13 protein-coding genes are annotated in these 19,233 nt (G+C 34.9%); 7 read left to right on the plus strand and 6 right to left on the minus strand.

Going from position 1 to position 19,233, the window contains the following annotated elements; all coding sequences use genetic code 11:
* Window positions 1-55: 55 nt before the first annotated feature.
* The gene (locus PSA_RS21085; protein WP_042143510.1) at window positions 56-1,360 is read right to left on the minus strand and encodes an amidohydrolase family protein; all 1,305 of its coding nucleotides are present in this window, start codon (window positions 1,358-1,360) and stop codon (window positions 56-58) included.
* 580 nt (window positions 1,361-1,940) lie between these two features.
* On the opposite strand from PSA_RS21085, the gene PSA_RS21090 reads away from it, so the two are divergent.
* On the plus strand, window positions 1,941-3,749 hold the full coding sequence (locus PSA_RS21090) for a S8 family serine peptidase (RefSeq protein WP_042143507.1): 1,809 nt from the start codon (window positions 1,941-1,943) through the stop codon (window positions 3,747-3,749).
* Window positions 3,750-3,764: 15 nt separating this feature from the next.
* On the plus strand, window positions 3,765-4,247 hold the full coding sequence (locus PSA_RS21095; RefSeq protein WP_052379860.1) for a hypothetical protein: 483 nt from the start codon (window positions 3,765-3,767) through the stop codon (window positions 4,245-4,247).
* Between the two features lie 81 nt (window positions 4,248-4,328).
* On the opposite strand, the gene PSA_RS21100 is transcribed toward PSA_RS21095, so the two are convergent.
* Both PSA_RS21100 and PSA_RS21105 read right to left on the minus strand, forming a co-directional pair.
* Window positions 4,329-7,454 carry an efflux RND transporter permease subunit gene (locus PSA_RS21100; RefSeq protein WP_042143504.1) on the minus strand — a complete coding sequence of 1,042 codons (3,126 nt, stop codon included), beginning with the start codon at window positions 7,452-7,454 and terminating at the stop codon, window positions 4,329-4,331.
* Window positions 7,454-8,521 (minus strand): efflux RND transporter periplasmic adaptor subunit, encoded by a 1,068-nt coding sequence (locus PSA_RS21105; RefSeq protein WP_042143501.1) that lies wholly within the window; start codon window positions 8,519-8,521, stop codon window positions 7,454-7,456. Before PSA_RS21105 ends, PSA_RS21100 begins: the two co-directional genes overlap by 1 nt.
* 212 nt (window positions 8,522-8,733) lie before the next feature.
* Here PSA_RS21105 and PSA_RS21110 point away from each other — a divergent pair, with 212 nt between their 5' ends.
* The 3 genes from PSA_RS21110 (at window position 8,734) to PSA_RS21120 (ending at window position 12,114) form a co-directional block, all read left to right on the plus strand.
* Window positions 8,734-9,396: a response regulator transcription factor gene (locus PSA_RS21110; RefSeq protein WP_042143500.1), complete on the plus strand. Its 663-nt coding sequence runs from the start codon at window positions 8,734-8,736 to the stop codon at window positions 9,394-9,396.
* A complete protein-coding gene (locus tag PSA_RS21115) occupies window positions 9,393-10,748 on the plus strand; it encodes a HAMP domain-containing sensor histidine kinase (RefSeq protein WP_042143498.1) in 1,356 nt (451 codons plus the stop codon). Before PSA_RS21110 ends, PSA_RS21115 begins: the two co-directional genes overlap by 4 nt.
* Window positions 10,749-10,938: 190 nt before the next feature.
* A complete protein-coding gene (locus PSA_RS21120; protein ID WP_231665466.1) occupies window positions 10,939-12,114 on the plus strand; it encodes a PepSY domain-containing protein in 1,176 nt (391 codons plus the stop codon).
* 73 nt (window positions 12,115-12,187) lie between these two features.
* Here PSA_RS21120 and PSA_RS21125 read toward each other — a convergent pair whose 3' ends face one another.
* The gene (locus tag PSA_RS21125; RefSeq protein WP_052379859.1) at window positions 12,188-13,483 is read right to left on the minus strand and encodes a diguanylate cyclase; all 1,296 of its coding nucleotides are present in this window, start codon (window positions 13,481-13,483) and stop codon (window positions 12,188-12,190) included.
* A gap of 233 nt (window positions 13,484-13,716) precedes the next feature.
* A complete protein-coding gene (locus PSA_RS21130) occupies window positions 13,717-16,002 on the minus strand; it encodes a TonB-dependent receptor (protein ID WP_042143494.1) in 2,286 nt (761 codons plus the stop codon).
* A 528-nt stretch (window positions 16,003-16,530) separates the two neighbouring features.
* Here PSA_RS21130 and PSA_RS21135 point away from each other — a divergent pair.
* On the plus strand, window positions 16,531-17,424 hold the full coding sequence (locus tag PSA_RS21135; protein WP_042143492.1) for a bestrophin family protein: 894 nt from the start codon (window positions 16,531-16,533) through the stop codon (window positions 17,422-17,424).
* 54 nt (window positions 17,425-17,478) lie between these two features.
* Window positions 17,479-17,985, plus strand: a complete 507-nt coding sequence (locus PSA_RS21140) for a YqhA family protein (protein WP_042143490.1) — start codon at window positions 17,479-17,481, stop codon at window positions 17,983-17,985.
* Between the two features lie 68 nt (window positions 17,986-18,053).
* Here the strand turns inward: PSA_RS21140 and PSA_RS21145 are convergent, their stop codons facing one another.
* Window positions 18,054-19,082, minus strand: coding sequence for a S66 peptidase family protein (locus PSA_RS21145; RefSeq protein ID WP_042143488.1), 1,029 nt, complete (start codon window positions 19,080-19,082; stop codon window positions 18,054-18,056).
* Window positions 19,083-19,233 lie beyond the last annotated feature (151 nt).

The following is a 19,233-nucleotide window of genomic DNA, read 5'->3' on the forward strand; positions in this document are numbered from 1 at the left end:
ATAATTGTGCGATTGTACTAGAGTTGAATTTACATAGTATGGAAAATAAATAAAATTATTTATGTTTAACGATACGACCTGACTTCATTACAAAATCAACATCTAATAATGCTTCAATATTTTTAAGCGGGCTATTATCTACCGCAATAATATCTGCAATTTTTCCTATTTCTAAGGTGCCTAGTGAGTCACTTTTACCTATTAAATCAGCAGCATTGATTGTTGCTGATTTGATTATTTCATTTGGTTTCATGCCTGTTTGATACATTAATACTGCTTCACGCGCATTGTTGCCGTGGCGAGATACACCACTATCGGTACCATAAGCGATTTTTACCCCGGCGTTAACTGAGCGTTTAAAGTTAGTAATCATATCGCCGCCAACTCTGATTGCCTTGGCTGCAATCACTGGCGACATAAAATCACTATTTTTTGCCATGCCAACAACAGTATCGCCAGCCATTAATGTTGGCACTAAATAGGCGCCAGTTTGTTTGAATAGTTTTATGCTTTCTTCATTGGCATAACTGCCATGTTCTATGCTGTCTACCCCAGCGCGCAATGCTGCATTTATGCCTGTTGCTGCATGAGCATGACTTGCTACTTTTCGACCTAATGCATGGGCGGCATTGACAACTTCGGTTAATTCATCATCTGCCATTTGTTGTCCTGTGCCAGTATTGGTATCTGACAATACACCGCCTGTAGATGTGATTTTAATGACATCAGCGCCGTATTTTATTGCGCGACGTGTTGCACGGCGACAATCATAAGGTCCATCACATATAGTTTGTGCTGTATGCATATCTAATAAATCAGGGCTCATACCATCAACATCGCCATGACCACCCGTTACAGCAACATTGCTACCCGCCGCTATAATTCTTGGTCCATCAAGGTAACCTTTTTTAATGCCGTCTCTTAATGCAAAACTTTGTTCAGGGCTACCGCCTAAATCACGTACTGTTGTAAATCCTGCCATTAAAGTTTTTTTAGCAAAATAAGCACTTTTAACAAGCTTGTCTGCGTCTGACATTCTCAGCTTTTCACTATCATTTTTAGGGCTGAACTCACCTTGTAAATGTACATGCATATCCATTAAACCGGGTAAAACAAAGCTAGATGATAAATCAATTAAAGTCGCATTTTTTGAAATTTCTTTTGGCTTAACAAAGCCTTTTTTAACCGCTGTGATAATACCATCTGTGATCACTAAAGTTTGGTTTTTTAAAGGGGCTTGGCCAGGAATGGCTAGAAGTGATCCTGCATGAATTACTTGTGTTTTAGATAATGCACAAGTAGAAACTAAGCTACTTGTAGCAAGTGCGCTTAGGCAAATTGTTTTTATTAATGATTTCATTTTTGTGCCTACGTTCCTTTAAAGAGTGTTTTTTGTCGTTTCACTTTATCACTTGTTTCAAGATTTTGAATCTGGATAAGGTAAATTAATTGTTATTTATGATGAATTAACAAGTAAAACTAATATTTGTTTGTTTTATTTTAAAATTAAGTTTTTGCTAGCCCAAACGCTAGAGATAGCGCTTTATTAGTGAATTAGCAATAAATATAACTAGGGCTTACAAAAAGCTGCTTTTATACTGAAGTTGAAATTTTATATATTAATTAGTTATAAAAAATGAACTTATACTAATAATTTTAAATAAAACAGTAAGATAGTAAAATCCCGCAAAATAAATGGTTTTTTAAACTTTACACAATAAAAATGACAGCGCTGTTTTTTTTATTGTGTTTTTAATTCAATAAATTCAGATGCTTAAAGAATTTTCTTTTTCTGTTTAAGGTACTTTGTGTATTGAATTGTTTACAAAGAAAAATACCTGTTAACAAAATGGTAATATTTACATCTGATTATTAACACGATTTAATGAGTTTGTTCCTGTAGCGGAACTAAACAATAAAAAAGAATTTCAGGGGAAATTATGGCTTTTAAAAAAACGTTACTAGCAACAACAATTGCGCTGTGCAGTGCAACTGCTTTTGCTGATATAACGAATTCTACTTTTGTGTTAGCAGCAGGTGATCCACTTACTCCTCAGCAATGGCATCTACAAAATACAGGGCAAAGTGGTTTTTCACAATCTTCAGGTATTGCTGGAAATGACTTAGATATTGATTTTGCACATTTGATGGGCATTAAAGGTCGTGGTGTAACAGTATCAGTTATCGATACCGGTGTTGAAATTGCACATCCAGATTTAGTTGCTAATGTTGTGCCAGGCTCAGTTAATTTGGATGATGGTACGGATTCACCTACTGATACACATGGTCATGGTACTTCTGTAGCGGGTTTAATCGCAGCAACAGAAGGTAATGGTATTGGAGGACGTGGTGTTGCACCTTTAGCAAATTTAATCGGTTTTAATTTCTTATCAAACCAAACGGTTTCAGCTTGGTTTGTATCACATGGTTTATCAGAGGACTTCCGTCAGTTAGACCGTTTTACAGATCCTCGTGTATTTAACCAAAGTTACGGTAGCACACCAGCTACGCCTCAAAAACTAGATTATGTAGCAAACCCATTTTCAGAAGTGCAAAACTTAGTAATGCAAGATATTACAGAAAATAGCCACTGGGGTCGCGGTTCTGTTTATGTAAAATCTGCTGGTAACTCTTTTGGTTCATATAATGCGTATTATCAAGGTTTGCCTATTTTAGTATTACCTTATGAAAACCGTGAGTTTTTTAATAATAATGGTTTACCATTCCACAGCTCAAATATAAGTGCAGATAACAATAACTATTGGAACTTAGTTGTTTCAGCAACGAATGCACAAGGTAAGTTATCTTCCTACTCATCAGTTGGTTCAAGTGTATTTTTAACTGCTCCAGGTGGTGAATTTGGTCAAAATGCACCTGCTATGGTAACTGTTGATTTAATGGGATGTGACAGTGGTTCAAATGTTACAGGTGAGCACGCAAACGCATTACATGGCGGCTCAGAACTTGATCCAAACTGTGATTATACAGGTACTATGAATGGTACTTCGTCTGCAGCGCCAAACACATCAGGTGCTATTGCAACAGTTATGTCAGCAAACCATGCTTTAGATGCACGTACAGTACGACATTTACTTGCAACAACAGCACGTAAAACAGATGCTGATAATACTGGTGTCGCACTTTCTTTTGAAGATACAACTGGTGAAGTGGTTAGTTATGACGCAGTACCAGCATGGCAAACAAATGCTGCAGGTTATAATTTCCATCACTATTATGGTTTAGGTGCTGTTGATGTTGATGCCGCAGTTTATAAAGCATTATTCACAGGTGTTTCATTACCTGAACAACAAATTACACCTTGGCAGACAACAACTGCTGATGCTCAGATCCCTGATGCTTCTTTAGTGGGTGCACAAAGTGTTATTTCTAGTGAGTCAGATCTGACTGTTGAATCTGTTCAAGTTAAACTGAATATAGATCATAGCCGTTTACGTGATTTATCTATCGAACTTATTTCACCTGCTGGCACACGTAGTATACTTATGAGTGCGCGTACTGGTTTCTTAGGTGGTAATGAAGGTGGTTACACTGACGCAGTTATGCTGAATACACATTTTTATGGTGAGCAAGCGAAAGGTGATTGGACTATCAAAGTACTAGATACTGATAAAGGCACTAGCTACACATTAGGATACAATCAACAAGTTGGCTTAATTGGTTTTAATAGCCGAAATAATGAAATTGCTGGTGTTTTAAAAGACTGGTCTATTCGTATATTTGGTCATTAATTAGGAGTTGTAACCATGAAATTATTAATTTTAGTAAGTAGCCTTTTAAGTACATCTGTTTTAGCATCACAACCAAGCGTTGCTGATTTATCTAAGCTTTCTATTACACCAGTAGAAGCATTAAAGTTAGTTAAAAAAAATGTGACTATTAATGGTGTTGTATATCAACAAGAAGCACAGCCAAATTTAAATAAACGTGCTCTTTCTAATCACGGTGAGATCCCAAGTTTAGTCATTGGTGAAGTTGTTAATAGTACAGATAGCTTTACAGCATATGATGTAACTGGCGAGATAATTGTTAAACTAGCTGGTGATGTAGATTTAGATACTTTTAGTAAAGATAATAACCTGACGATTAAGCAGGCTTATAAAAACTTTTATATCTTAAAATCTGGTGATAAAACAAATTTATTACCGCTTGTTGAGCAGTTACAAAGTTTACCAAATGTCGTTTCTGCAACAATTGATTTAGTAGATAAAGGTATTAATACACATTAATTTGTTTATTTTACTTTATAAAAAACCCGCTTGTTAGCGGGTTTTTTATGTTTATTAATTAAGTAAAAATTAATAAAATAATTAAGTTTTATTACTTTTTAATATACTCACTAAAAGCGCAGGTAAAAAACTCAGAGTTAAAACTGTAGAAAAAATAATACCGCATAAAACGATAATCCCGACACCGCGATATAACTCAGTACCATCACCTGGTATTAACACTAAAGGCGCTAAACCGAAGACTGTTGTAGCTGTTGACATCAGAATTGGCATTAAACGTTTTTCTACCGCAGCTTTTACGGCATCAATCACTTTACTACCTGCTTTTGACATATTTTTAAGTGTTTGATCTACAATTAATATCGGGTTATTTACAACTGTTCCTAAAAGAATTAAGAACCCTAACATAGTGATCATATCTAAAGGTTGATGAAATGATGCGAGCCCCATTTGAGCTAATAGGGAGTTAACGCCATTTACTGATACTAAACCCAATAGTCCGCCTGCCATGCCTAAAGGTATTGTTGCTAAAATAAATAGCGGATAGCGCCAGTGGGTGAAAATTGCCACCAATAATAAATAACTTAAAACAATAGAAATAATAAAGTTTGAAGATAATGACGCCTTTGTTTCTTCAAGTTGATCTGCAGCACCACTGATAGTTAGATTGATCCCTTGGGCAATTTTGCCATTTTGAAGTAAGTTGGTAATTAGCTGCGTTCTTACCATTTCTTCAGCATTTTCTAATGCGATATTTTTTGGAGGGATAATATAAACAGAAACAGTACGTTTACCATCAACCCTGCGTAAACTATCACTGCTATAGTTTTCTTTCATATCAGCGAGTGCACTCAATGGCATAACTTGGCCTGCTGGTGTCATAATAGATGAGCTAGATAATTGCTCTAGGCTTTGTTTATTGCCGGCACTACTAAATATAAATACATCAACTTTACTGTCTTCTAAAATAAACTCATCAACATAAGCGCCATCACTAAAAGCAGAAATCGCATAACCTAATTCACTGTTGGTTAAACCTAGCTCAGCGAGTCGGTCCCATCTTGGCTTAACTTCAATGAGTGGTTGGTTTAAACTTAAAGAACTCGGGTTAGAGTTGATTTGAGGGTTGTCAAAAACCACTTCTGCCTGGTCATAAACTGCTTGTGCTGCTTGATACAGTTCGATTAAATTTGGGCCTGAGATATCTACCGCGACAGCGCGAGTTCCGCCATCATTACTTGAGATAATTGAACCACGAGAAGAAAATGCACGCATGTACTCATAACTTTTAAATTTAGCAGTAACAGCATCCATCATCGATTGGATATTACTCGGATCGCTCGGTCTACTTAACATCCAAATACGGCCTGCCGATACACTCATTGAGTAATAACTTAGCGGTGGCATATCAGTTTTACCATTGTCAAAATCATTATGCGCTGCGTTAGTATGTAGATCAAAATAATCTCTTAGTTCTAATCCAATGCGTTGCATTTCACTTAAATTGTAGCTAGGTGGGGCAATCATGATTGAAAAAGCTTTAGGTTCTTCACCTTCAGGTAAATACTCTGTAGCAGGCATTAAAACATAAGCGAGCATCAGGATCGCAACTGAAAATGAGGCGACCGTACCAATGGCTCTTGATTTAGTTTTAATAAAGAAGCTTACAAATTTAATCCATTTAGTTGAGAGCTGTAAGTGATTTTTTTGCGTATCAGATTTATTTTTATCAAAGTTAGCAATTGCAACTGGCACTACAAAAATTGCAACTAACATAGATGCAATGATGGCGCCTGAAATAGCTATGGCAATATCAGAATAAAGTTGGCCGGCTTCTTGTTGAACAAATAATATAGGTGCAAATACTAATATTGTTGTTGCAGTGGATGCCAATACCGCAGGCCATACATCTTTAACACCAGCAATTGCAGCATCAAACCTTTCTAAGCCTCGCTTTTTTGCTTGCATAATGCTTTCTAAAACAACAATGGTATTATCTACCGTCATACCAATAGCAAAGGCGACACCAGCAAGTGAAATAACATTGATTGTACGATTAAATAGCATGAGTCCTAAAAATGCAGCTATGGTACACATTGGGATCCCAAGTATGCCAATCATAGTCACTTTAGCCGAGCGTAAAAAATAATACATAACTAATGTGGCTAACAATGCGCCTAGAATTAAATTAAACCACACATTTGAAAGTGAGCTCTGCACGTATTCAACATCATCGCTTATTAATAGTAATTCAAGACCATTATGCTTTAATAGATCAGCATTGATTTTTTCGACGACAGAGCGCATATCTTCTTTGATTTGGATAACATTGGAACCACTTTCTCTTCGAACAGACAAACTGATAGTGCGTTCACCATCTAAATAAGAAAGGCTTCGAGTTTCATAATGATCAAGTACCACTTCAGCGACATCTTTAAGGCGAATATTAATGTTGTTTTTGCGTTCGATTATTACATTTTCTAATTGAGCTACATTTTCAAATCGACCAATTACACGAATTAAATATCGCTGTTTTTGTGTTTCTATATCACCAGCAGAGGCATCTTTATTACGATTTCGAATGGCATTTCTAACAGTGTTTAAACTAATACCTCGCTGAGCAAGTCTTGAAGGATTGACCTTTATTTGGATTTGTTTTGCTGCACCACCTCCGACTCTGACCTCAGATACACCTTGCACACTTTCCATTCTTGGGCGTATATAATCTTCGGCATAATCTCGGATCAAGTCCATATCTAAACCAAGTGGGTTACCTTTATTTGGCTTTAATGAAAAATGCATAAATGCATTACTCGAAAAAGAACTTGAAACAAGTCTAGGTTGATCAACATTTTCAGGATAAGAAGAAACTTGGCTTAAAGCATTATTTACGTTTATCATGGCATCATTGACTTCAACCCCAAATGGAAACTCTAGCTCAATTGTAGCTTGTCCCATGCGAGCAATAGATGTCATGCGTTTTAAATTAGGTAAGCTACGTAAATATCGCTCTTGCTCAATTAAAATGTCTTTTTCTACATCTTGTGGTGTTGCTCCTGCCCAACCCGTTTGTACAGAAATTGTTCTTACTTCTAAGTCGGGGATCATCTGTACTGGGATTTTTAACGCACCTACTATGCCTAATATACAAATAATAGATACAATTACAGCAACTAAAGTGCCTTTATGTATGACAGCTTTAAACACTAGAGTACCCCTTTATTATCTTTGATTGATACAGAAGTACCATCGACTAACAATTCACTGCCAGAAACAATAATAGCTGCGTGATCAGGTACGCCTAATAGGGTGACTTGGTCAAAGTTAGTTTGTACTAATTGCACTGCTAATCTTTTTATTTTGTTATCTATCACTGAGTAAACACTATAGCTATCATCAGGGTGACGCTTTAAAGCGGTTTTCGGCAAAGTGACTTGTGTTGCTTGTTGGCCAGACAGAGACAGTTTCACTTTCGCCGACATTCCTGGTACAAGTTGCGTATTTTTAGGTAGATCAATACGTGCTTGAAATGTGCGACTGATTGGGTTTGAAACAGTTACAAATTGAGATAAATTTAGTTGTATGATGTCTGTAGGAGAGGTATCTGGGATCACAGATGCGTTTACAGCAGTACTTGTTTTAATTTTATTAAAATACTCTTGAGGAATATTGATAAAGATACGTAAAGAATCATTAGATACTAACTGAAATGTCGGGTCTTGTTGCGCTATCCATTCACCCACATCTATATTTCTTTGCGCAATTACGCCTGAAAAAGGGGCTGTTAATGCGTGTCTTTTTAGGATTTCTTTTTGTAAATCTACCTTAGCTTGCTCTTGAGTCATTAAAGCTTTGCTTAATGCCAGGTTTGCTTTACGCTCCGATAAAAGCGTTTCTGCGATTACTTGCTTTTGGGCCAGCGCTTGTATTTCATTTAATAAACGTACATTTTCTTGATATTGTATTTTTGCTGAATCTAACGTCGATTTGGCTTGCGCTAACTGAATTTTAGCTAATGTATCATCGAGTTCTATTAAAGTTTGCCCTTTAACAACTGCATCACCAGCATCTACTTTGATTGATTTTACAATGCCTTCTTCAAGTATGGTGAGTTGAGCGTTATTTAAAGCTTCTACATTTCCGCTAAGTGATATTTCATAATTCTTAATTTCTTGTTTTGAATATACAACCTCAACGTTAAGTGGTTCAGCTTGAGCCTTTAGACCTAATGATGTAAACAGCAAAAAAAGCTGAATATAAACAATATTACGCATATATAACCTTAAATAAATTTTGATAAATTGAATTAATATTATGCAATTTATCAAACGCAGCGTGAACGGAACGTGAAAACAGTTCTCATTTAGAGTCAGAGAAATGAACCTGAAACATTTAAACATGCTAATTAAGGTGAAGAGATTGGATGTTCACGTTCCTATCACATTAGATTCGCTTATAATAAACATGAGACTATTTAGGAAGATATATGCGCATCTTACTTGTTGAAGATAATACTGATTTAGCTGCTAGTTTAGTTGATTACTTAGAAATGAAAGGACATAGTTGTGATTTAGCTTTTAATGGTGAAGCGGGTCTAAACGCCGCAATCTCAAATACTTACGATATGTATATTTTTGATATTGCGATGCCTAAAATGGATGGCTTAGAACTGTGTAATGTTATAAGAACGCAATACTATGATTATACACCTATTTTATTTTTAACTGCCCGAGATACGCTTGAAGACAAAATAGCTGGTTTTGCAGCGGGAGCGGATGACTATTTAATTAAGCCATTTGCTTTAAGTGAATTAATTATGCGCTTAGAAGCAATATATAAACGCTATACAGGTGTGAAAACCCAGCTACAAGTAGCCGATTTACAGGTGAATTTAAAAACCGAAGAAGTATCTAGAGCAAATTCAAAAATATCGCTTTCGCCAAATACCTATAAATTATTAGTAATTTTAATGCATCGTACGCCTGAAGTCGTTTTAAGGCATGAACTTGAGCATTTAGTTTGGGGTGAGGAGCTACCTGACAGTGACTCGTTAAGAAGCCATATTTATAAACTACGCAGTAAAATTGATAAACCTTTTGATATTCCATTAATAAAAACAGCAAAGGGCAGAGGGTTTAGTATTTCATGAAACTATTTCAAAGTATTCGTTTTAGAATTGTAGTTGCCTGTATTTTCTTTTCAATTATTGTAACTGCTTGTTATGGATGGCTTACGTTTTATGGCGCGAGTGTTAATTCTGATGAACTATTTAATTGGTATATATCACAAGAAGCTGATTTGATAATCGCTGAATATAATCAAGATCCGAGTAAAGAACTGAACAAAAGTACAACGGCTAAAGTATTGATTTCAGATGAGCGCAATGTCATTAAATTACTAGCACAACATTTTGAAGGCAAAAGAAGTCAAACTCAATTTGAAAAAGCTAACTCTTTAGATCAAATTAGACTACCAGGCCCGACATTTATTACAGAGCAAGGATATACCATATATGAATTTAGTGATGATAATATTACAGTTCATATTTTAAAATCGACATTACCAAAGCTAAAAAATAAATACTTTTATTATATTGTTGATGTGACTAAGTTTGGTAGTTACGAGAATAATTCCAGAAAATATATCGTAAGTGTATTTTTAAAAGTACTGATAGGAATTATGTTATTGGGTTTGATCATTGGATTTGCTTTGGCAAAGATGGTGGTGTCACCACTGACACGGTTGGCAAAGTCGGTAGATTCAATTGATTATAGACAACTGAAAAAATCTAAAGAAACCTATTTTAATGATGAAATTGGCTTTCTAGCCAACAGAATTGATTCTTTTGTCGTTAGAACAAATGACTTTATTAAAAGAGAAAAAGCATTTTCACGTGATGTCAGTCATGAACTAAGAACACCTCTTGCAAGTAGCCAAGCAGCACTTGAGTTAGCTATGTCTACTGATGAAGGTCAACAAGGTGTGATGAATAAATTTTTGCAACGTATGTTTCGTGCAAATAAGGATATGACACATTTAATTGAAACTTTTTTGTTATTAGGCCGAGAAGAATCATCAAATTTAAGTACTATTGAGTTTAATTTACATGAGTTAGTTAATCGCTCTTTTACTAAACATGCTTACTTGAAACGAACATCTCATATCCAATGCATTAATAAAATCGAACCTAATTGTATTATACGTGAGGCTGAGCAGTACTTAGCAATCGTGATTGATAACTTGGTGCGCAACGCACTACAACATACAAATGATGGTTATGTATTAGTATACGCAGATGGTAATAAAATTTTTGTTGAAGATACCGGTGATGGTGTTGATAAGAATGAAAAACAAGTTCAACAAGTTAATGTTCTTAAAAAATCAGGTGTTGGTTTATCAATTGTAAAACGCTTAAGTGAAAGCCAAAACTGGCACGTAGAAATGTTGAGTAAACATGGAGAGGGCACGTGTGTTTCTATCACTATATCAACGTCATTGTAATCATTTAGTTCCAGTAATTAATACTCTACTAGCCTGTTTTTGAAATACTTTCCTATATCGAGCTTAAATTATTTATCTCGTCTTAATTACTTGCATGGTGATATAAATCGTACTTTAATAACGTGATTCACAATAATTATTATTTAGACTTGCGGGGCGCTTGTCTTATTTTAAGCACAAGGATGTATAAATGCCGTTACCTAAGGTATTGGCAATAGGTAAATACATGACTATCAGAAAGACCTTTTTTTGGCTGCATTTGATTATTGGCTGTAGTGTGGCAATTTTTATATTTTTAATGTCAATTACAGGTGTCGCGTTAACTTATGAGCGCCAAATGATTAAATCAGCAGAGCGTAGTGATTATCCAAGTAAGCCTGAAAATATAAATCAGCCTTTGCCTTTGTCAGAAATTTTAGTGATCGCACAAGGCTATGAAACTAAAAAGACGCCTCAAATCGTCATAGAAAATCGGCCTAATGCACCTGTTATCATTAAAGATGGTAGAATAAAAGTGGCTTATTTAAACCCTTATACAGGTAAAGAAATGGCAGTTCCGGGGCAGGGCACTAAAACTTTTCTTCGTAAATTACGTGCGTTTCATCGTTGGTTAACTTTAGATGGTAAATTCAGTGAAAATGGTCGCTGGGTAAATGGCATCTCTAATGTCATTTTTATTGGTTTGATTTTATCTGGTCTTTATTTATGGCTACCTAAAAAACTTAAATCTCGCGCACTAAAACAAAGACTGACTTTAAGCGGAAACTATAAAAATAAAAGTGCAAGAAATTACCAATGGCATAATGTTTTTGGTTTTTATATGGCACCAGTGTTATTTATTTTGGCTTTTACAGCGATATTCTTTTCATTTAAATGGCCAGGTCAAACACTCAAACAATATGTATCAACACAATCAACTGAGATGACTAAACCAGTAGCGCTTGCAATGGAACAAAAGTCACTTTTATTACCTATTGATAAGCAGTTGGTCACGGTCAAAACGCATTATCCACAATGGCAAAATATTCAATTTTCGTTAGGTAATGTGCAAACCAGTAGTAAAATTTATAATGTTGATAATGGCAATGGTGGTGAGCCACAAAAGCGTGTTTCTGTATTAATAGATGGCTTTAATGGTGAGTTAATCGAAGAAATGAAATTTGAACAAAAATCAACTTATAGCAAACTACGTAGCTATATTAGATTTGGTCATACAGGTGAAGTGTTTGGCATATTAGGCCAAACGATTGCAGGTATCGCCTCATTACTAGCTTGTTTATTGGTTTATACTGGCGTTATGTTATCTTGGCGACGCTACCAAAGCAGTAAAAATGTTAAGGAAGCCGAAACAGAGTTGATAAGCTAATTATTTTTATTGATTCAATACAAACCCGCATTCTGTGGGTTTTTTTATACATGTGATGTATTGTTCAATTTAATTAGATGAATTGTGAGACTTGATCTCGGCCATTATTTTTAGCGTTATAAAGTGCTTTGTCTGCGCGTTTAAATAACTGTTCAAAAGAATCATCTTCTGCTTTTAAGCTGGTTACTCCTAAACTCACCGTCATAGTAATTTCACCTTGGAAATCACCTTTAATAATCAGTTTAGCCAGTGTTTGTCTAATACGTTCTGCAACTTGATTCGCAACATCTACCGGGGTTTCAGGCAATAATAAACTAAACTCCTCACCACCAATACGCGCTAAAGTATCTTCGTTTCTAATTACTGGCTGTAAAGCTTTAGCTAGTTTTATCAGTACTTGATCACCTGCAGGGTGGCCAAATTGGTCATTAATATTTTTAAAATGATCGATATCAAAAGAGATTAATGAAAGTGAATTGTTGTGCCTTCTTGTACGGTTAAATTCTTTTTCAGCTTGTTCTATAAAAAATCGACGATTATACAGTTCAGTTAAAGGGTCCGTATTGGCTTGTTTTTTAAATTGTTCTTTTAGTTGATATAATTCCGTAACGTCTGATGAAAAGCCAATAATCGCGGGGAGTTCACCTTCTTGGTTATAAGGCACTTTGATACTTAAATACCTGCAATATTTACCGTCTTCTCCAATTACTTCTTCGTCTATTACTTGCTTTTGATTAGTTTCAAAAACGACTTTATCAGATTGATAAAAGTGATCGGCTATTTCTGCCGGTAAAATATCATTTTCTTTTTTTCCTATTATGTCTTCCACTGGAAAACCGAATAATTCAGCTGTTTTATTGTTTACATACAGGAGCTCTCTTTGGGAGTTTTTCATATAAATGTGTGCATCTACATTATCAAGTACAGTGTCTAAGAGCTTTTTTTGTTGGCGGATTATCTTTTGTAGCTTTTTTTCTTCGGTTATATCAGTAGATATACCGCACATACCAACTATCTTTTGGTTATCATTAAAAAGCGGTTTTTTTACGGTACGATAAATGTGCGTTTGGCCAGTTTCTTTAATAACGTTAGTCTCTTCATTTTCAGTGGTAACGCCGTCAGTCATAACTTTATTATCATTGACTTTTAATTGTTTTGATAAAGGAAGATCAAAAAAATGACTATCATCTTTTCCTAATACTTCATTTAATGGGCGATTAAATAAGTCTAATACTGCTTGGTTTGCATATACATAACATCCATTTAAATCCTTAGCATAAATAAAAGCGCCTACATTTGTTAGCATATTTTCTAATAGTCTTAGCTGCTTTTGAAGTTGCTCTGGAGGGGTGGTAGATGTTTTTTGCATTACTCAGCCTTTATTATGATGAGTCGCTATTATAATCAATATTAGAGTAATTTTAAGTAAATTGTGATTTTGTGATGCTAAATGTAATAGACTTTTTGTAAAGTGTAATTTTTTGAAGGGGTTGGCTGAAAACCAACTGAAAGTTAATTTTGAGGAAAAGTACGTTTTTATATTTCATAAATAAAAAACCCGCTGTTAAGCGGGCTTTATTGTTTATATAGGCAAACTCTTAATTAAAAGAAGTTAACTTTAAATTCAGCACCAATATAGCGTGGTTCGTTAACCATACCTGAGTTGTTGTTGAAGTCTACGCCACCGATGATCACTTGCTCATCAGTTAAGTTACGTACAAATGCAGAAACTTGGTATTCATTATTACCACTTTCCCAGTTGTAACCTGTGCGAATGCCGCCTTCAAGAAGTGCTTTACCGTTAAACTCTTCAGCATGATATAAGAAGAAGTTAATGTCGCTACGGTAAGACCAATCTGTGTAAGCAAAGAATTCGCCATCAGCTACTTCAGTCGCATAACGTAAAGTGAAATTAGCAATCCATTCTGGAGAGTTAGGTAAGCTGTTACCATCAATATTAGCTCTACCATCCGAATTTAATGCATTAGTTACAGTACAAGTACCTGAACCACACGTTGCAACTGATAAGCTATCATCTTGAATCTCAGTGCTGTTGTAACTGACATTAAATGAAGCATTGATTTCATCAGTTAAAATCCACTGTGTATCAAGTTCAAAACCGTAACCAACAGTTTTATCTGCATTTAATAAAGTGTTTGAGTTTGCGCCACCACCGACAGCTGTTAATTGCTGATCATTCATTACAAAGTAATAAACCGTTGCGTTTACACGACCACGGCCGTCTAAAATATCTGATTTAATACCAGTTTCAAATGAATTGATAGTTTCTGAATCGGCAATACTTACCTTTTGATCGTATAAAATACGACCTTGAACACTTGGTGCACGGAAACTATTGGCTAAACGCGCAAAAACGTTAACGTCATCGTTAAGTTTGTAAACACCGCTTACATCCCAGCTTACATGGCTATCGCTTGGATTTGCTGATTCTTTGAAGTTAGTTTCTTCTTTATCAGTATTTGAAAATGGATGATTTATTAACCTTGCAGTGAAGTCTTTTTCATCATGCGAGTAACGAACACCTACCGTCATAGATAAATCTTCATCTACATCGTAATCTACAGAACCAAATACCGCATAGGCAGTAGTTTGTTGATCTTGAGTCGAATAACCTTTTTCATCACCATGGCTTAATTTAGGAAAGTCAGGGTTTTGGCCAGTTAAAAAATCATAAGAATCAATCGTTAAATCTTCGTAGTAATAAAATACACCGGTTTGGTAATTTAATGGACCATTTAAGTTACTAGATAAACGCAACTCTTGTGTATATTGGTTATGATCTGGAATGGCATCAGCAGATTGTGCGCCCCACCAAACTGCATTAGGATCTTCAATTGGGTTACCTAAGTAACCACCATCAACATCGGCACGAGAATAAATTTCTGCGCTTTCCCATGCTGAGATTGAAGTTAAAGTATGCGTATCACTTAAATCCCATTCAAGTTTTAAATTAGCACCTTGTGTGGTTACTTGTTGCGTCGCAAATTCTGCCGCATCTTGATATACAACGTCAGCGTCAAAGTCATCACGAATTTCGTTGCTACCAGGTTTTGCAATATTTGTATGGAACACAATCGGTGTGCCATCTAAATCACGCCAGTGGTAGTTTAATAAAGCTGAAAAATCATTGCCTTCATATAAGAATTGAATACGTGTTGCATTTTCTTCGTAACCGCCTAAAACGTCGTCTTGCTCAAAGCCTTCAGCACGGTTATCAATGTAATCATCTTTTTCTTGATGAAGACCAGAAATACGCATTGATAAGTTATCTGTTAATGCAGTACCTACAGCACCTTCAAAATCAATTGCGCCTAAAGTGCCGTATGATAAAGCTGCATAACCACTTGTATCTTCCGAAGGTTTTACTGAATCAAATTTAACTAAACCCGCAGGCGTATTACGACCAAATAAAGTACCTTGTGGACCACGTAATACTTCTACACGCTCCATATCAAATACAGGGAAACCTTTTAATATAGGATTTTCTTGAACAACATCATCTACTACTAAAGATACAGGTTGTGATGCATTTAAATCAAAATCTGTATTACCTAAACCACGAACATAAAAGCGCGGAAAGCTACGACCAAAAGATGATTCAACCGAAAGTGATGGAATTTTTGCATTCATAAAACGAATGTCCATACCTGCTGAACTATATGCCTCTAAATTATCACCTTGTAATGCAGAAACAGAAACTGGGATTTCTTGTGCATTTTCAACACGTTTACGTGCTGTTACTGAGATAACTTCTAATTGATTGGTTTTTGCTTGATCTTGCACTTGGGCGTCAGCTGCATAACCTGCAGCAGAAAACAAAGCTGTATTGATTAATACTGCTAAGGTTGTCTTTTTCATTGCTTTCATGTCGGATTTAACCTTTATTCACTCTTAAATTTCAACTGTAATATGTAGCGCCATATTACATTGGCGATGTAAGGGTCAATTTTACGAAGTTAATACGGACCTAACGGGTAAGAGTGGTAGACACCGTTAGGTTGAGCCTTACGGTAACAAATGATAACACGAGAAAAGGATAAATAATTCAGTAAATGTTAAAAATATGTATTTTAAATTTTAATTTAACAATTTTTAAACATAAAATATGCAGTTTAAATTAGAGTTTTTACTCTATAAGTCTATGATATTAATATAATCTTTTTGCACTATTTGCTTACAGGACAAATGTCCGCATTAAATGGAATTTTTTTTAATTATTTTTGTCTGATAAAGGTTTTGAGTTAGGTTTGGTGGTTTTTTAACAATTTTATACAATTTAAGAAAAAAGATTGTTACCGTATGGTACAAGTTAATTGCAGTTTAACTGTATTATCATTAATACAGAAATAAATATAATGACATCATCTTTTAATGAACAATAAATAAGTGATGTAAGTGATAAATAGTAGACAAGTTCACCCTATAAAATTACTTTTTATTTTAAAGGGCTCTATTATTCCAATCATTGCCCCACAAATCATTTTCATCACACTATTTAGTCTTTTTGTAGCAATAAGTCACAAATTTTATCCTGCGATCTTGCCTCAATATGCATTAGCACCTTTCACTTTGCTTGGTATTGCTTTGTCTTTATTTCTTGGATTTAGGAACAATGCTTGTTATGCCCGCTGGTGGGAAGGGCGAAACTTATGGGGGCAATTAGTTATTAGTTCTAGAAACTTATCTCGACAAATAATGTCATTGATTGATAACAAAACAGCTTATGGAAGGGATGCTCAAAGGCAGTTGATTTGTTTGATCATCGCGTATAATTATGCTTTGAAACATCAATTAAATGGCTCTGTCCCTTGGTATGATATTGAAAAATTTTTGCAACCAAGTGAAATAGAGAGTTTAAAAAGTGCCTATAATCTTCCCGATGCTATTTTAAGATTGATCAGCACACAACTTATATTGCTTAGACAAGAGTCTTTATTATCTGACTATTTTATAGTCAATCTAGAGCAGCACATTAGTGCTATGGTATCAGTACAAGCTGGCTGTGAACGCATTCAAAATACACCTTTGCCATTGGCGTATAGATTGTTAGTACATCGCACTGTGTATTTATTTTGTTTTATATTGCCCTTTGGATTAGTAAATTCGTTAGGGCTAATGACCCCGATATTAAGCAGCATAATCGCATATGCATTGTTAGGTTTAGATTCGCTAAGTACTCAGTTAGAACAACCATTTGGTACATCGCTTAATCACTTGCCTATTTCAGATATTACTTATTCTATAGAGCAGAACTTGTTAGAAAACTTAGAAGAGTTAAATCAGACTTAGTTATTAACAGTGAGTAACATTTTTAGTCAAAATCTTTTATAAGTAGGAAACCCAATGAAAAAAACCTTTGATATTTTTAGATTCACCAGCTGGATAGCCATAGTCTGCTCTTTAGTTGGTTCATTTTTATTATTTATTGTTGGCGCTATTAAAACTTATTATGCGTTAACAACAGTATTACTGGGCAGAATTCCTAACGAAAGTTTAGCGCATTTAGATTCTTCAGATATTGCAACAGCTTATTTAATTAAATCTTTAGATACATTTCTAATTGCTTTGGTCTTATTTATATTTGCCCACGGCGTATATACTTTGTTCATTTTTAATAAGAGTGAAAGTAATACTAAACCTGTTTTAAAGTGGATAAAAACCCCTAATATTGGCCATTTAAAAAATATTTTAGGTGAAGTCATTGTTATTATTTTATTTGTTAAGTTTTTAGAGCTCATTCTTATTAATTTGAATAATTTAAGTTGGGAAGTGCTTATATTACCTTTGGCGATTTTATTATTAGCTTTGAGTTTAAAGTTTTTAAGCTTAGGTAAAGAGCACAATGACTAAGTGAGAATAAAAAAATGCCCATATTAAATGGGCATTTTTGTTTAAAGCCAAATTTACATATTACTTTATCAGCTGAGTGTTTGCTTTATTTTGCCTACATTGTTTGAAACTGATACATCAGCAAAAGCGCCATTAAACAGGGTTAAGTTAGGTGGTAAATGGCCAATATCAACATCATAAACCACAGGAATATCTAAATCGTCTAAAGCATTTGATAGTGCTTCAAATGACGAGATCTCCTTACCTTTATTACTCGTCACTGCATTACGCCCAATTAAAAGGCCATTAATTTTATTACAAACCCCTTTAAACTTTAAACTTAATAATGCTCGCATAAATGCGGTGGGCGACATTTCAGCATTTTCGATATATAAGATAATGCCGTCATCTATATAATTAAGATGAAAAGCATCAAAATCAAAATATTCAGTGCCAATAATATTTGAAATTGTATCAAAACAGCCACCAATTAAGCGACCACTAAAATTTGCTGTACTTGATTTATCTAATACTTTCCACAGTGTTGGCTCAGTTAAATTTAATGTGACGTTTGGGTTTTGGCTAAATGATTCATTCTTAATTTGATAAAATTGAGATGACTGTTGTTCAAAGTTATCATCATCCTTTAGCTTTAAATGCGCTAAAGTACTTGATGTCAACAATTCAGCCTCATCAGGATGTAGTTGCATTAAGTTAGTTGCATGAACTGTTGACCAATTAAGTTTAGTTGTAAGCGTTGTTAAAACCGTACTCACATCAGAGAAGCCCATTATCCATTTAGGTTTAACCGATAGTAAACGTTTAAAGTCTAACAAGGGTAAAATTTCCATAGCAAACTCTCCCCCCCAAGGCGGCATGATTGCATCTATGGTGTCATCACATAACATGTCCATAAGCTCTTGGGCACGTAACTGCTTACATGCACTGACATGTTTAATATCTTCTCTAAGGCATTGACCTTCAATCACCTCAAAACCTAAATCTTTAAGATTTTTTAATACAATATCTAAACGCTGATGGCAGCTAGTTGCAACACCAGATGAAAAAGCGGTTATGGCAATTTTACTACCTTGTTTTAATGGTTTTGGGTATTTCACTTTATTCCTAAATTAATGAAACTTCAGACTGTTAAAGGTTACGATAAATAATGTTTCAAAACAACGTTTTACCTATAGATTAAAAAGCCAACTAAATTCTGATTTAAAAAGCTGGCATTGATTGCGTTATAAACTGAACTTTTTATACTTC

Source organism: Pseudoalteromonas sp. '520P1 No. 423' (assembly GCF_001269985.1).
GTDB lineage: Bacteria > Pseudomonadota > Gammaproteobacteria > Enterobacterales > Alteromonadaceae > Pseudoalteromonas.